Below are 15209 nucleotides of genomic sequence, written 5' to 3' on the forward strand. Positions count from 1 at the left end.
TTCATTAATCGTTTAAATCGTAATAATGCAATGTTTTCTTAACAAAGCGGCAGTCTCAAATATCGGCAGCCCCATCACGCCGGTATAGCTGCCTTCAATTCTTTTGATCCAAGCGCCTGCCAAGCCTTGTATTCCATAGCTGCCAGCCTTGTCCCGATGATCTCCTGTGGCAATATATTTTTCAATTTGTTCCGCTGACAATGGCATCATTTCCACATTGGTCGAGCTCAGTAACACCTCGATTGCACCATTGAAACTCAAGGCAACTGCGGTATGAACTTGATGCATGCCCGCTGCTAACTTGTTGAGCATATCACGTGCATCGTCATCATCGATTGGCTTACCTAATACCATACCCGACAGCGCCACCGTAGTGTCTGCTGCTAAAATTGGATAATCCAGATATTCTTCGGCTAGCAAAGCAGTACAAGCAGCGGCTTTTTCTCGCGCCAGTCTAGTGACATACTGCACCGGCGACTCATCTAGCAATTGCGACTCATCAATATCCGCAGGAAAAATTTTGCAATCCAGTCCGATCTGCTTTAACAGCTCTACACGGCGAGGGCTACGCGATGCCAGAATAATGGTTGAGTTTTTATGATTATTTTTCCACATACAGGCACTTTAATTTACTATCTAAGAATTAACAACGCGTTAATCACGTTAGATTTAAGGAAACGGAAATAAATATGATGGACTGGCCAAGTTTATTTAAAATCAGTCTAGGTTTGTTTGCCATTGTAAACCCGATTGGTAGCGTACCTATTTTTATTAGTGCCACCAGCGGCTGGAGCACTGCCGAGCGAGCGCACACCGCACGAACTGTCGCCTTTTCTGTATTTATCATACTAACGATCTCGTCATTGATGGGCGATAAAATTTTAGACTTCTTCGGCGTTTCTATCCCATCGTTTCAGGTAGGTGGCGGCATTTTACTGATGCTGATTGCTATATCCATGATGCACGGCAAGCAAAGCGGTGCTCGCCAAACACCGGAAGAGGCTCAAACGTTAGCTGAGCGGGAGGTGATTGCCATCGTGCCACTGAGCATTCCTCTGCTCGCAGGCCCTGGTGCCATCAGTAACATGATTATTGCCGCTCAAAAGAGCCCTACTCCGCTAGGCCATCTTTCCCTTATCATCCCAATATCTTTAGTCTGTATTACGATCTGGCTCGCATTAAAACTGTCAGTACGCATTTCAAACCAGCTAGGGTTCATCGGCATTAATGTGGTTACTCGCCTAATGGGCTTAATTCTGGCGGCCATGGCCGTAGAATTTATTGCACATGGCCTCACAGGGCTATTCCCTACCTTGGGTTAATACCCCTGCGCTCTCAAATAATAGTGCTAACGTAAAGAGATATTTCGGCAAATGGCATGCTTCAGAGTAAAATAACGTTAAATTAATTTAAGACCACATTATGCAATGGAAGCCACACGCCACAGTCGCGGCGATTATTGAAGAAAACGGTAAATTCCTGCTGGTAGAAGAAACCACCGACCGCGGCAATCGCTTTAACCAACCCGCAGGTCATCTGGAAGATGGCGAAACGCTGCTGGAAGCGGTGATTCGTGAAACGCTGGAAGAAACCACTTATACATTCCAGCCAACCAGCTTACTTGGCGTTTACCATTGGAAACATGAGCACAATGACACCACCTATTTAAGGTTTGCCTATATTGGCCATGTGAGTCAGCACAGGCCAGAACTTGGTCTGGATGATGGCATTATTCGCACCGTGTGGATGACTGCAGATGAAATACGCAATAACGCGATGCTCATGCGCAGCCCGCAAGTCATTACTTGTATTGAAGACTACCTGAGTGGACAACACTTTCCATTATCAGTGATTACGCACCTATAACTTAAACACCTATGAATTTAAATAAAGCTCAAAAAAAGAAAATCGTGGTCGGCCTTTCTGGCGGCGTGGACTCATCAGTCACCGCATTGTTACTCAAACAGCAAGGGTATGAGGTCACCGGTCTTTTCATGAAAAACTGGGAAGATGACGACACCGACGAATACTGCTCAAGTAAGCAAGACTTAATCGATGCGGTATCAGTCGCAGACAAAATCGGCATTGAAATCGAAGCAGTGAACTTTAGTAAAGAATATAAAGACCGCGTTTTTGCCAACTTCCTGAGCGAATATCAAGCTGGACGTACACCTAACCCAGATATTCTGTGTAATGCTGAAATTAAATTCAAAGCTTTTCTTGACCACGCCATGGGCATGGGCGCAGATTTAATCGCCACCGGTCACTATGCGCAGGTACGGGAAAATCCACTAAAACCTGGCTTATTCCAGCTCATGAAGGCAGATGATGGCAGTAAAGACCAAAGCTATTTCTTATACAGACTCAATCAGGCACAGCTATCTAAAACCTTGTTTCCACTAGGCCAGCACTTAAAGCGTGAAGTGCGTGAAATAGCACGCAGTGCAGGGCTAATCAATGCAGAGAAAAAAGACTCCACCGGCATTTGCTTTATTGGCGAGCGCCCTTTCCAAGAGTTCTTAAGTAAATACTTACCTCGCGAGCCGGGCGATATGAAAACCCCTGAAGGCAAACTGATCGGCCGTCACGAAGGCTTAATGTATTACACGCTAGGCCAACGCCAGGGTCTAAAAATTGGCGGTAGCCGAGAAAGCAATGGCGAGCCGTGGTTTGTGGCCGCAAAAGATATGGAAAAAAACGAACTGATTGTGGTGCAGGGACACGAACACCCGTTACTGCTTAATGACGGCCTTAAAGCAGGACAATTACATTGGATTAGTGATGAAAACCCAATCACGAACTGGGTTTATGCGGCAAAAACTCGTTATCGCCAGCCTGATGCGCCATGCGAAATCGACAGCATCAATGCCGATGAAGTGGAAATTAAATTTGGGCAAAAACAATGGGCAATCACGCCAGGCCAATCTGCTGTGGTTTACGAAAGTAACGTATGCTTAGGCGGTGGTATTATTACTGGCGCAATTTAAATAAAGGGATATCAACATGGCGTACGCACTGAAAAACTCCCAAGGCCACATCATTGCAACCAGCGCTTTAGAAAAGCCAGGGGATGATTGGATACAAGTCGACGCCACTGATAAGGCCTACATCAACTTTTTGGAGCACTCTCTGGCAGAGGCTGACGCTTTCCGCGAAAGTGATATTCATTTAGCGCGTGTATTGGAAGACGTGATCACATTACTGGTAGAGCGGAACATCATTCGCTTTACCGACTTGCCCGAGCAAGCTCAAAAACGCCTGAATCAAAGGCAGTCTATGCGCCATAAATCACAACTATCAGGAATTTTGGACGAGAACAGCGAGCTTTTTTAGCAGCATCAGCAGCTGTTACACAAATCGCCTGCTGATACCACTTAACCGTTACTTATCAATATTAATTGGCTACAGGCAAGGTGTCCTTAAATGACTGGCGTTGTAGCAAGGCAGCTTGCAATCTATCCAGATTTGCATAATCTTCTGCCAGATTAATCACTTGGCTAAAGCGTAGACCCAAGTAACCCAACACGCAACCTACTGCAATATCTGCCAAACTAAAGGTGTCATCTACACACCATTTATTTTGCCCCAAATCATTATTAAGCACAGTTAAACCGCGTGTCACTTTATCCATCTGTTTATCAATAAATGCAGCATCTTGCATTGGCTGTGGTTTTCTTTGCTCTAACATTACCGCCACAGCAGCATCGCATACACCGTCAGCCAAGGCTTCCCATCTACGCACTGCAGATTTGGCTCCGTTATCTTTAGGAATCAAATGCGCTAATGGTGTGCGATTATCAAAATACTCAGCTATGACGCGAGAGTCATACAGACTATCTCCATCAGCTAAAATCAACACTGGCACTTTACCTAAAGGGTTATAGTCTTTAACAGGACAGTCCGGCGCTGACAACACCACTTCTTGCAGTTGAACATCAATATGTTTTTCAGCGGCAACAATACGCACTTTACGTGCATAGGGACTATTTACGGTATATAAAAGCTTCATAATATTTTAGTAATCTATAGTGTTGATGTTGGTAAATTCTTGGTTAACATTATAATTCAATCACAGCACACTCTTACGATAACTTATGACACAAATTAACCAACAGCACCCGAATGAGTCAACCGATTTCAAGCGCATGGTGCAAACCCAAGTAAAAAATGCGCTAGACGAAGACATTGGTAGCGGCGATTTGACTGCAAACTTGATACCGTCTGCACAAACGGCTAATGCAAAAGTGATTGTACGTGAACATGCCGTGATCTGTGGTATTGCTTGGTTTAATGAATGCTTTAAGCAGGTTGATGCTAACGTAACAATCAATTGGCTAGTCACAGAGGGTGAACAGGCTCAGCCTAACCAGACACTATGTACGATACAAGGTCTGGCGCGTTCATTATTAACCGCTGAGCGCTGTGCACTCAACTTTCTACAAACACTTTCTTCCACAGCAACCGCATCTCGCAAATATGTCGATGCGATTGCAGGTACAACCGCGCAGATTTTAGACACACGCAAGACAATACCTAACCTGCGCCTAGCACAAAAGTATGCGGTCACTATCGGCGGAGGCCACAACCAGCGGCTTGCTTTATACGACGGTATCCTGATTAAAGAAAACCACATTGCAGCAGCCGGCAGCATTAGTAATGTGATGCAACAGGCCTTTGCACTGAATAGCGGCAAAAGCATACAAATTGAAGTAGAAAACCTAGACCAATTACAAGAGGCATTGGACGCAGGTGCCACTAGCATTCTGCTCGATAATTTTGATACCGAGCTACTGCTAAAGGCCGTAGCAATCAACAGCACGGCTAAACCTAAAGCTGTGCTGGAAGCATCAGGTGGCATTACCTTGGACAATGTTCGTGAGATTGCACAAACTGGTGTTGACCGCATCTCAATTGGCGCAATCACTAAAGACATTCGTGCAATTGATCTTTCTATGCAATTCACAACTAATGCCTAACCATTAAGGCTAGTGATTACTCACCATATTCGATGCTATAGATGTTAAATTAAGCACCATCAGCAGAAAAATAAGTCCATACTTTAGATATAAAACGGTAATACAAAGCGGTGATACAAATAGTTTATCCAGTGTATTTAATTTACATAGATAACATCTAGTTTAAAAGGCAAAAAATGAGCAAAGCTGCAATATCAATTAAGCCCACAGGCCGCCTCACGCTTGGAGATACGCTCCGCATACTGGTCAATGACGGTACCCTAGATAAAGCGCAGGCAGAGAAACTATATAAAGACCGCAAACTGGATAGCTCTAACCTGCATCCACTAGTGGTCATCGGCGAGCAGAAATGGAAAAACCTGAAGACGCCTTACAACGCCATCACCGTAGAGTGGCTATCTTCATGGCTTGCGGGGCATGCCGGGCTGGAGTATTACCACATAGATCCACTCAAGATGGATTTTGGCTCAGCCGCACAGATTGTTTCCAAAGGCTATGCAGAACGTTTAAAAATAATGCCGATTGCCGTCAAAGATGGCTTGGCCATTATCGCTACCACTGAACCGTTCAGCACAGAGTGGATTGAGGACTTAGAACGCGTCCTCAAAATGAAGGTAAAGCTGGTGTTTGCCAATCCGCTAGAGGTTAGCCGTTACCTGCCAGAAATGTACAAGCTTGCAAACTCCATGCAAGCAGCTAATCAGGCAAAAGCAGGCCAGATTGTTGGAGTACAGAATTTTGAACAGTTAGTCGAACTTGGCAAAGATAAAAATCTGGACGCCAACGAACAACACGTAGTGAACATCGTAGACTGGCTGTTCAAATATGCATTTGAGCAACGTGCCAGTGACATTCACTTAGAACCAAGACGCAACATGGGTATGATGCGCTTTAGAATCGATGGGGTGCTACATCAGGTTTACCAGCTACCGCCCAATATCATGAATGCCATCACCAGCAGGATTAAACTACTGGGGCGCATGGACATGGTAGAAAAACGCCGCCCACAGGATGGCCGTATTAAAACCTTATCGGCTGAAGGGCAAGAAATTGAACTACGCCTCTCTACCATGCCCACTGCATTTGGCGAAAAATTGGTAATGCGTATTTTTTCACCGGACATCTCAGGTAAAGACTTTCTATCACTCGGCTTTTCTCAAGCACAGTCTGACAAATGGAACGCTTGGACCAAAGCGCCAAACGGCATTATTTTGGTAACAGGCCCGACCGGCTCAGGTAAAACAACAACCCTATACTCAACCTTAAAACTGCTTGCCACATCAGAGGTCAACGTATGTACGGTTGAAGAACCAATCGAGATGGTAGAGCCAGCGTTCAATCAAATGCAGGTTCAAACTAATATTGGTTTAGGTTTTGCTGACGGCATACGCACACTGATGCGCCAAGATCCTGACATTATCATGGTGGGCGAGATCCGCGACCTTGAAACCGCAGACATGGCGATTCAAGCCGCCTTAACTGGCCACTTAGTACTCTCAACCTTGCACACCAATGACTCACCCTCTGCCGTCACTCGCTTGCTAGATTTAGGCGTACCTTCCTACCTCATCCACTCCACCGTGCTCGGCATTATGGCCCAACGATTGGTCAGAACGCTCTGCCCTAGCTGCAAAACACCTGAGCCGATTGATCAAAGTAAATGGGATGCGCTGGTCGGTCCATTCAAGCTAGCTAAACCAGCACATATTTATAAGCCCGTTGGCTGTTTGGAGTGCCGCAATACTGGCTTTAGAGGACGTAGTGGCATTTATGAAATGCTCACGATTACACCATCCTTAAGAAAACTAATCACACCAGAAACAAACTTAGCAAAACTCACAAAAATGGCACAGCAAGAAGGCATGCAACCACTGGTGATTAACGGTGCCGAGAAAGTCGCTGCTGGACTCACCACCATAGAAGAATTGTTAAAGGTCGCCCCACCACTCGACCTTGAGTAAAAGCCTTGTTTTTATTATGGTTTTTGTATGCACTGCTCACCAACTGAAACTGAACGCGTTTAGTCAATTTGGTCAACTAAATATGCAGGCTTTAACATATTCGTCCTTGACCAAATACGCTCAAACCGTTATCGTGTAGGGTTACAAATAAATTATTCAAATCAAAAAGATTTATGGCAGAGACTACTCATCCGCAACAAATCACAGGCGCAGAAATTGTTATCCGTTGCCTAGAGCAAGAAAATGTAAAGTTTTTGTTCGGCTACCCGGGCGGCGCTGTTTTGCATATTTACGATGCAATCTATAAACAAGGCCACTTTAAGCACATTCTTGTGCGCCACGAACAAGCTGCTGTTCACGCGGCAGACGCATTCTCACGTGCAACCGGCGAAGTCGGTGTTGCACTCGTTACCTCTGGTCCAGGTGCAACCAATGCCATTACCGGCATTGCAACCGCTTACATGGACTCAATTCCGCTAGTGGTCATTAGCGGTCAAGTACCGGTACCAGCCATTGGCCTAGACGCGTTCCAAGAAGTCGACATGGTGGGCGTGACTCGCCCATGCGTTAAACATAACTTCCTGGTTAAAGATGTAAAAGACATCGCGACAACCTTGAAGAAAGCATTCCATATCGCCAGAACTGGACGACCAGGTCCTGTTGTTGTGGATATCCCAAAAGACATTACCGCACACTTCGCTGATTTCGTATATCCAGAATCAGTAGAAATGCGCTCATACAACCCAGTAACGAAGGGCCATAGCGGCCAAATCAAAAAAGCCGTTAAGTTACTGCTCGAAGCTGAACGCCCAATGGTTTACACCGGTGGCGGCTTAGTATTGGGTGATGCTTCAGAGTCACTTGTGAAACTGGTTAGAGCGCTGGGCGTTCCAGTCACTAACACCCTGATGGGTTTAGGCGGCTACCCTAGCACTGACGAACAGTTCCTAGGCATGCTGGGCATGCACGGCACTTACGAAGCAAATATGGCAATGCAGAACTGTGACGTGCTATTAGCCGTAGGCGCGCGTTTTGATGACCGTGTCATTGGCAACACAGACCACTTCTACAGCAAAGACCGCACTATTATTCATGTAGATATCGACCCTTCGTCTATTTCCAAGCGCGTAAAAGTACATGTACCTATCGTGGGTGACGTGAAATCAGTGCTCGCTGAAATGAATGAGTTGGTTGCGCTTGAGAAGCCAAAACCATCACCCGCACTTAAAGCATGGTGGGAGCAGATTGAAAGCTGGCGTAGCAAGCTATGCCTGGACTACAGCAACAACAACGGTCTAATTAAGCCACAATACGTTATCGAAAAACTTTGGGAAGTCACTAAAGGTGACGCCTATGTCACATCTGACGTTGGCCAACACCAAATGTGGGCTGCACAGTACTATAAATTTGACAAACCACGTCGCTGGATCAACTCAGGCGGCTTGGGCACCATGGGCGTTGGCTTACCTTACGCCATGGGCTGCCAATTTGCAGACCCAACCGCGCAGGTAGCCTGTGTAACAGGTGAAGGTAGTATTCAAATGAATATTCAAGAGCTCTCCACCTGCAAGCAATACAGCCTGCCAATTAAAGTGATTCTTCTCAACAACCGCTACTTGGGTATGGTGCGTCAATGGCAAGAGTTCTTTTATGAGAACCGCTACTCAGAATCTTACATGGACAGCTTGCCTGACTTTGTAAAACTTGCTGAGTCTTACGGCCATGTGGGCATGCAAATCACCAAACCAGAAGACGTGGAAGGTGCATTAAAAGAAGCGTTTGACATGAAGTCACGCTTTGTATTTATGGACTTCATTACTGACCAGAAAGAAAATGTATTCCCTATGATTCCTAACGGTAAAGGGTTGTCTGAAATGATCTTGGCGGAGGATTTATAATGCGTCATATTGTTTCACTATTAATGGAAAATGAGGCTGGTGCATTATCACGTGTCGCTGGCTTATTCTCAGCACGTGGCTACAACATCGAGTCTTTAACTGTAGCTCCGACTGAAGACCCAACATTATCACGCATGACAATTGTCACCTCTGGTTCCGACGATGTGATTGAACAAATCATCAAACAGCTTAACAAGCTAGTGGATGTAGTTAAAGTCCTAGATTTGAACGATGGTAAATTTATTGAACGTGAGCTGATGCTGGTTAAAGTAAAAGCAACCGGCACGTTCCGTGAGGAAATGAAGCGCATGTGCGACATTTTCCGTGGTCGCATTATTGACGTAGCAGATGGCACATTTACGATTGAGCTAACTGGTTCTGGCCATAAGCTAGATGCGTTTATTGAAGGTTTGGACGGCGCTGCAATCCTAGAAACAGTGCGCACAGGCGCATCTGGTATTGGGCGCGGCGATAGAATCTTAAAGGTTTAAATTAGCATTACTTATAAACATACCCAGCGCGGTTAGCACTGGGGAGCAATTGATTTTTAAATTGTATGTTTTTGATAATTGGATTGTAGTTTTCTTAACAATGTAGTTTGTAGTTTCAAAGCAGCAGTGGTGACGAAAGTATCCCAGATGAAGTTTCTCTGTGAACATAGCGTTCTCTGTAGCCAATATTTTTAGAGGAAAAGAAATGAAAGTTTATTACGACAAAGACGCTGACCTTGGCCTGATCAAAGGTAAAAAAGTAACTATCGTAGGTTACGGTTCACAAGGCCACGCACACGCAGCTAACCTTAAAGACAGCGGTGCTGATGTGACTATCGGTTTACGTAAAGGCGGTAGCTCATGGGCTAAAGCTGTGGCAGCTGGTCACAACGTATTAGAAATCGCAGAAGCAACTAAACAAGCTGACGTTGTAATGCTTTTGTTGCCTGACGAAACTATGCCAGAAATTTTCCATGCTGAAGTTGCTGCCAACCTGAAACAAGGTGCTGCCTTGGCTTTCGCACACGGCTTCAACATTCACTACAACCAAATCACACCACGTGCTGACTTGGACGTGATCATGATCGCTCCAAAAGGCCCAGGCCACACAGTGCGTTCAGAGTACCTAAAGGGCGGCGGCGTACCTTCATTGATCGCTGTTTACCAAGACAAATCAGGTAAAGCAAAAGACATCGCACTTTCATACGCAGCTGCAAACGGCGGCACTAAAGGCGGCGTGATTGAGACTGACTTCCGTGAAGAAACAGAAACTGACTTGTTCGGCGAACAAGCTGTATTATGTGGCGGCGCGGTTGAATTAGTTAAAGCTGGCTTCGAAACATTGGTAGAAGCTGGTTACGCACCTGAAATGGCTTACTTTGAGTGCTTGCACGAGTTGAAGTTGATTGTAGACTTGATGTACGAAGGCGGTATCGCGAACATGAACTACTCAATCTCAAACAATGCTGAGTACGGCGAATACGTAACTGGTCCTAAAGTGATTAACGATGAGTCACGTTACGCGATGCAAGAATGTTTAGCTAACATCCAAAACGGTGAATACGCAAAACGCTTCATCTTGGAAGGTCGCACTAACTACCCAGAAATGACTGCACGTCGTCGCCTAAACGCAGCTCACCCAATCGAGCAAGTTGGCGGTCAATTGCGCGCAATGATGCCTTGGATTGCTAAAAACAAATTGGTTGACCAATCTAAAAACTAAGTCTAATTTAAATTCACTTAAATTAGATTAAGTCAAAAGGGCAAAACGTTTAACGATTTGCCCTTTTTTATTAGAGACGCACAGGCCTTATATCACTGTCTTACGCACACCTCAAAATTGTGCATAATATTATTGAGTTCAAAATAGAAATAACGACCATTGGAATTATCGTGCAAACCAACATGACAGTACTCAGACAATATTTATTACCCAAGCAAGCGATTACTGCGATTGCCGGAAAACTAGCCCACTTAAAGGGCGGCAAGACCACGACTGCCGTGATTCGCTGGTTTATCAAGCGCTACAACGTCAACATGAGTGAGGCAGCTAACCCAGACATCACGTCATACCAAAGTTTTAATGCGTTCTTCACGCGCCCGTTAGCGCCAAATGCCAGACCACTTGCTGACGCAAAGTTCATATGCCCTGTGGATGGCGCAATTAGTCAATTTGGTCACATTGAACAGGACCAGATTTTTCAAGCCAAAGGCCATCACTACACTACCACCGCGTTAGTAGGTGGCGATGCTGGCACGGCAAAACAATACGAAAACGGCTTATTTGCGTGCCTTTATCTCAGCCCTAAGGACTATCACCGCATCCATATGCCATGTGATGGCCGCCTGCTAAAAATGACTTATGTACCTGGTGACTTATTCTCGGTTAACCCGATAACTGCACAAGGCGTGCCCGGCTTATTTGCAAGAAATGAACGCGTGGTCTGTGAGTTCACATCGGAACAACATGGGAATTTTGTCATGGTATTAGTGGGCGCAACCATTGTTGGCAGCATGGCAACGGTCTGGCACGATGCAACTGACAGCATCATCAACCCACCACGTTTGGCCGCAGTTAAAACCTGGTCTTACGCCGACAAAAACATCCGCCTCAAACAAGGTGAAGAAATGGGGCGATTCTTATTAGGCTCCACTGTCGTGATGCTATTTCAAAAAGACAGCTTTACATTCAACTCGGCATGGAAGCCAGCGCGAGCAATCAAGCTTGGCGAACACATGGGAAATTAAAGCATAGGCCGGACTCTACAAGCCCAATAAAAAGAAAGCCTCTAACGAGGCTTTCTTTTTATTGCAGGAAGTATAAGCAGCGAAATAATGCATCTTATCGTACCCATAAATTACTAAAGAATCTTCACACAGAGGTTAGTTGCGAGATACATCCTACGCGCAACATCTGTTACTTATTATGTGTACCCTTGTGATACAAATTTGGGGCGAGCTCGTTCAGCGCTGCCTCATATACCGCACGCTTGAACTCAATCACGTCTTCAAGGGGTACCCAATAGTCATTCCAGCGCCAAGCGTCAAACTCTGGATGGCTGGTCGCTCTCAGCGAAACATCACTGTCACGCCCCATTAATCGCAGCAAATACCAAATTTGCTTTTGTCCACGATAGCTACCACGCCACTCACGTTTAACCCAACTGGTTGGGACTTCATAACGCAGCCAATCTTTGGTCCGGCCTAAAATCTTAACATGCTCAGGTTTTAAGCCCACCTCTTCCATCAGCTCGCGATACATCGCCTGCTCAGGACTCTCGCCAAAGTTGATACCCCCTTGCGGAAACTGCCAAGCATGCTCACGGATACGCTTACCCCAAAATACCTGATTGTTGGCATTGCATAAAATAATGCCGACATTCGGGCGAAACCCGTCACGATCTAACATAGCATAAACTGCCTAAATAATACTGTTATAAAATATGATGCAATTTTTTCATATTTCCAGCATTATTGAAAGCAACCATTTGCCTGATAGCCAATTAATATTAAAAGCAATGAAAACAAAAAAACGCAATTTCACCAGAATCAGCTCATTAATCACACTTAGCAGCTTAATACTCAGCACACTATCTTGCTCAACGGATGTGAACTCCAATGTAAGCGCTAGCCAACATTACGCCTACATTACCAATCAGGGTGCTAACACTGTGTCCGTCATTAACACGCGAAGCAATCAAGTCACTGACACAATTCATGTTGGCAAAGCACCGGTAGGTGTTGCGGTAGCGTCGCAATTAAAGCGCGCTTACATTTCCAATGTTGAGAGCCAAGACATTTCAGTCATTAACACCAGAAACAACAGTGTAATTGATACCATTAAAGTCAACGGGGCACCAGTTGGCTTAGCAATATCACCTAATGAGAAAACACTCTATGCCGCAGACTGGTTCAACAATCGTGTATTAGCGATTAGTACAGATGCTACCAAAACAGTGCGAGAGTTAAGCATAGGTGAAGCACCCGCCGGCTTGGCAATCAGTCCAGACAATCAAACCCTCTACATCACCAATAGAGACAGTAATGACGTTGCGGTGATTGATACCGAGACTCTCAGGGTAAAACATCGAATTCAAGTGGGAAAACACCCGTTCGGCATTACGCTAAGCACCTCGGGCAAGCTACTCGCTAGCGTCAACGTGCAAGATGATACCGTCAGTATAATTAATACAGAGACCAACAACATAGAAAGCATGAAAGTAGGCTATCACCCCTACTGCGCAGCATTTAGTGCAGATGAAAAAACGCTCTACGTCACCAACACGCAAGACGATAGCGTCACAGTATTGGATATTGCCAGCAAAAAAACAATCACCACCATCAATGTAGGTAGCACACCAGAAGGCATCAGCATAGACCATACCAACCATCGCACCTATGTTGCCAACTGGGGGAGCAACAACGTCAGTGTGATTGACACCAACACCAACCAACTGTTGACAACCATCAACACCGGTGAAAAAAGTCGCGCATTCGGTCAATTTATTTTAAAGCAATAAATGCAATCAGCACTATTTTAGGCATTCATCAACCAAGATAATCGCAACAACCTGTCAACCAAGCAGGGTCCACAGCGTTGAATACAGCACAAACCACTTTACAATTACAGATTCGGGTTCTCATAAATTCAGATTCTAATTTATAATGTATTGTTGTTTTGAACAGACCCTCTCATTAGTGAGATCTTTGGAGAAAAGTGAATGAAAAAAATCCTAGCGTTAATCGCACTTGGCTTAACTACAAGCTTAGTTTCTATGTCAGCATCTGCACACGGCCCATCACCACTTAAGGTTGATAAGTCTGTGACTATTAAAGCCGAGCCAGCTAAAGTTTGGGCATTAGTAAAAGACTTTGGCAATATGCAAAAGTGGCACCCAGCAGTGACTAATACTAAATTAGAGAAAAAAGGCGAAGATACTTTTAGAACGCTAACCCTGAAAGACGGCGGTACTATTCTTGAAAAACTACGTAGCGCGGATGAAGCGGACATGAAAATCCGCTATGAAATCGTATCCAGCGTCTTACCTTTAACTGACTACAATGCATACATCGTAGTTAAAAAAGGCGCAAACCCAGGCGAATCTACAGTGCAATGGGTTGGCCGTTTCTACCGCTTGTACAAACTAAACCCACCTATCCCAGCTGGTCAAGATGATGAAACTGCATTAAATGCAATTAACGGTATTTATGATGCCGGCTTAGCTAACCTAAAAAAGGTTGCTGAATCGTCAAAGTAACTGACCGCGAAGGCTCTCAAAACGGAGCATCGACAAAATGGTCACTAATGCAATGGTTACGTGACCTTTTTTGACAGTTTGAGCGGTATGAAATACAAAAAATTGTCAGTTTAATAAAAAAGCGGAATTTATATTCCGCTTTTTTACTGCATGACATACTCTACAATTCAACGCCAAAAGCTCATCAACTACTTAATATATATAATTAATTACATTATTGACATGCAAAACATAATGCATCTAATTTAAATACATCACTCCAACCGACGCACTGGCACATCTATTGCTTAAATAATTTCAAGCACTAAATATAACCTTGGTGTGAAAACACTACAAATTTATAAGCAAAGGATAACTAAAATGAAACAAGTACAAAAGGGTTTTACATTAATTGAGTTGATGATTGTTGTTGCGATTATCGGTATTTTGGCTGCAGTTGCTCTGCCACAATATAAGGCCTATACAAAAAAATCTGCCGAAGCTGCCTGTCTTGCTGAAGCTACAGGTTTCGCACGTGGCATCGTTGCTGCTATCGCAAACAATGATGCAAACTTATTACCTACAGGCACTCCAACAGCTTGTACATCTATGACGCTTCCAACAGGAACTGTTCCTGCAGACACTGGTTCACTTACAGGGACATCTAATACACCTGGCACTAAAGGTGTTAGCTGCCCTTACACAACAGGCGCATGCGTGTACACTGGCAGTTAATATTCATAGGTCAGCGAGTCTCAAACCCTATAAATTGATTATCAAAGGAAACGAAAATGAAAAAAATACAAAAAGGCTTTACCTTAATTGAGCTGATGATTGTTGTTGCGATTATCGGTATTTTGGCTGCAGTTGCTCTGCCGCAATATAAGGCCTATACAAAGAAGTCCGCCGAAGCAGCCTGTCTTGCTGAAGCAACAGGTTTCGCACGTGGCATCGTTGCAGCAATCGCAAATAATGATGCAAACCTACTGCCAACTGGCACTCCAACAGCTTGCACTATGACGCTTCCAACTGGAACTGTTCCTGCAGATACTGGCTCACTTACAGGCACAGCAAAAACTCCGGGGACTAAAGGCGTTAGCTGCCCTTACACAACAGGCGCATGCGTATACACTGGTACTTAATTTGA

Annotated in this window: 17 protein-coding genes; 14 read left to right on the plus strand and 3 right to left on the minus strand. The window is 44.8% G+C overall.

Features of this window, described 5'->3' with window-relative positions; all coding sequences use genetic code 11:
- Positions 1 to 12: 12 nt before the first annotated feature.
- Positions 13 to 615, minus strand: coding sequence for a Maf family protein (locus tag C3Y98_RS00135; protein WP_135276113.1), 603 nt, complete (start codon positions 613 to 615; stop codon positions 13 to 15).
- Positions 616 to 689: 74 nt separating this feature from the next.
- Here C3Y98_RS00135 and C3Y98_RS00140 point away from each other — a divergent pair, with 74 nt between their 5' ends.
- The 4 genes from C3Y98_RS00140 to C3Y98_RS00155 all read left to right on the plus strand — a co-directional run bounded on the left by C3Y98_RS00140 (position 690) and on the right by C3Y98_RS00155 (position 3333).
- A complete protein-coding gene (locus tag C3Y98_RS00140) occupies positions 690 to 1322 on the plus strand; it encodes a MarC family protein (RefSeq protein WP_135276114.1) in 633 nt (210 codons plus the stop codon).
- A gap of 100 nt (positions 1323 to 1422) precedes the next feature.
- Entirely contained in the window at positions 1423 to 1866 is a 444-nt protein-coding gene (locus tag C3Y98_RS00145; protein WP_135276115.1) for an NUDIX hydrolase, read from the plus strand.
- 11 nt (positions 1867 to 1877) lie between these two features.
- The gene (mnmA, locus tag C3Y98_RS00150) at positions 1878 to 2987 is read left to right on the plus strand and encodes a tRNA 2-thiouridine(34) synthase MnmA (protein WP_135276116.1); all 1110 of its coding nucleotides are present in this window, start codon (positions 1878 to 1880) and stop codon (positions 2985 to 2987) included.
- Between the two features lie 16 nt (positions 2988 to 3003).
- Entirely contained in the window at positions 3004 to 3333 is a 330-nt protein-coding gene (locus C3Y98_RS00155; protein ID WP_135276117.1) for a hypothetical protein, read from the plus strand.
- A gap of 61 nt (positions 3334 to 3394) precedes the next feature.
- Here C3Y98_RS00155 and C3Y98_RS00160 read toward each other — a convergent pair whose 3' ends face one another.
- Entirely contained in the window at positions 3395 to 4009 is a 615-nt protein-coding gene (locus C3Y98_RS00160) for a glutathione S-transferase family protein (protein ID WP_135276118.1), read from the minus strand.
- Positions 4010 to 4094: 85 nt separating this feature from the next.
- Here C3Y98_RS00160 and nadC point away from each other — a divergent pair, with 85 nt between their 5' ends.
- From nadC to asd, 6 genes are all read left to right on the plus strand, one after another.
- Entirely contained in the window at positions 4095 to 4976 is an 882-nt protein-coding gene (gene nadC, locus C3Y98_RS00165; RefSeq protein ID WP_135276119.1) for a carboxylating nicotinate-nucleotide diphosphorylase, read from the plus strand.
- 176 nt (positions 4977 to 5152) lie between these two features.
- Complete coding sequence (gene tfpB / locus C3Y98_RS00170; RefSeq protein WP_135276120.1) at positions 5153 to 6937, plus strand: type IV pilus assembly ATPase TfpB; 1785 nt, start codon at positions 5153 to 5155, stop codon at positions 6935 to 6937.
- Between the two features lie 173 nt (positions 6938 to 7110).
- On the plus strand, positions 7111 to 8835 hold the full coding sequence (locus C3Y98_RS00175; protein WP_135276121.1) for an acetolactate synthase 3 catalytic subunit: 1725 nt from the start codon (positions 7111 to 7113) through the stop codon (positions 8833 to 8835).
- A complete protein-coding gene (gene ilvN / locus C3Y98_RS00180) occupies positions 8835 to 9326 on the plus strand; it encodes an acetolactate synthase small subunit (RefSeq protein ID WP_135276122.1) in 492 nt (163 codons plus the stop codon). The genes C3Y98_RS00175 and ilvN overlap by 1 nt, the downstream gene beginning before the upstream one ends.
- A gap of 205 nt (positions 9327 to 9531) precedes the next feature.
- On the plus strand, positions 9532 to 10548 hold the full coding sequence (gene ilvC, locus C3Y98_RS00185) for a ketol-acid reductoisomerase (RefSeq protein WP_135276123.1): 1017 nt from the start codon (positions 9532 to 9534) through the stop codon (positions 10546 to 10548).
- Between the two features lie 182 nt (positions 10549 to 10730).
- Positions 10731 to 11573, plus strand: coding sequence for an archaetidylserine decarboxylase (asd, locus tag C3Y98_RS00190; protein ID WP_135276124.1), 843 nt, complete (start codon positions 10731 to 10733; stop codon positions 11571 to 11573).
- 169 nt (positions 11574 to 11742) lie between these two features.
- On the opposite strand, the gene C3Y98_RS00195 is transcribed toward asd, so the two are convergent.
- Complete coding sequence (locus tag C3Y98_RS00195) at positions 11743 to 12234, minus strand: RNA pyrophosphohydrolase (protein ID WP_135276125.1); 492 nt, start codon at positions 12232 to 12234, stop codon at positions 11743 to 11745.
- Between the two features lie 34 nt (positions 12235 to 12268).
- Here C3Y98_RS00195 and C3Y98_RS00200 point away from each other — a divergent pair, with 34 nt between their 5' ends.
- The 4 genes from C3Y98_RS00200 to C3Y98_RS12855 all read left to right on the plus strand — a co-directional run bounded on the left by C3Y98_RS00200 (position 12269) and on the right by C3Y98_RS12855 (position 15204).
- Positions 12269 to 13345, plus strand: a complete 1077-nt coding sequence (locus C3Y98_RS00200) for a YncE family protein (RefSeq protein WP_135276126.1) — start codon at positions 12269 to 12271, stop codon at positions 13343 to 13345.
- A gap of 201 nt (positions 13346 to 13546) precedes the next feature.
- Positions 13547 to 14083: an SRPBCC family protein gene (locus C3Y98_RS00205; RefSeq protein WP_135276127.1), complete on the plus strand. Its 537-nt coding sequence runs from the start codon at positions 13547 to 13549 to the stop codon at positions 14081 to 14083.
- Between the two features lie 360 nt (positions 14084 to 14443).
- The gene (locus tag C3Y98_RS12850) at positions 14444 to 14797 is read left to right on the plus strand and encodes a pilin (RefSeq protein ID WP_135276128.1); all 354 of its coding nucleotides are present in this window, start codon (positions 14444 to 14446) and stop codon (positions 14795 to 14797) included.
- Between the two features lie 56 nt (positions 14798 to 14853).
- Positions 14854 to 15204: a pilin gene (locus C3Y98_RS12855; RefSeq protein ID WP_135276129.1), complete on the plus strand. Its 351-nt coding sequence runs from the start codon at positions 14854 to 14856 to the stop codon at positions 15202 to 15204.
- Positions 15205 to 15209: the final 5 nt, after the last annotated feature.

The sequence above is a fragment of the Methylotenera oryzisoli genome, assembly GCF_004661485.1.
GTDB lineage: Bacteria > Pseudomonadota > Gammaproteobacteria > Burkholderiales > Methylophilaceae > Methylotenera > Methylotenera oryzisoli.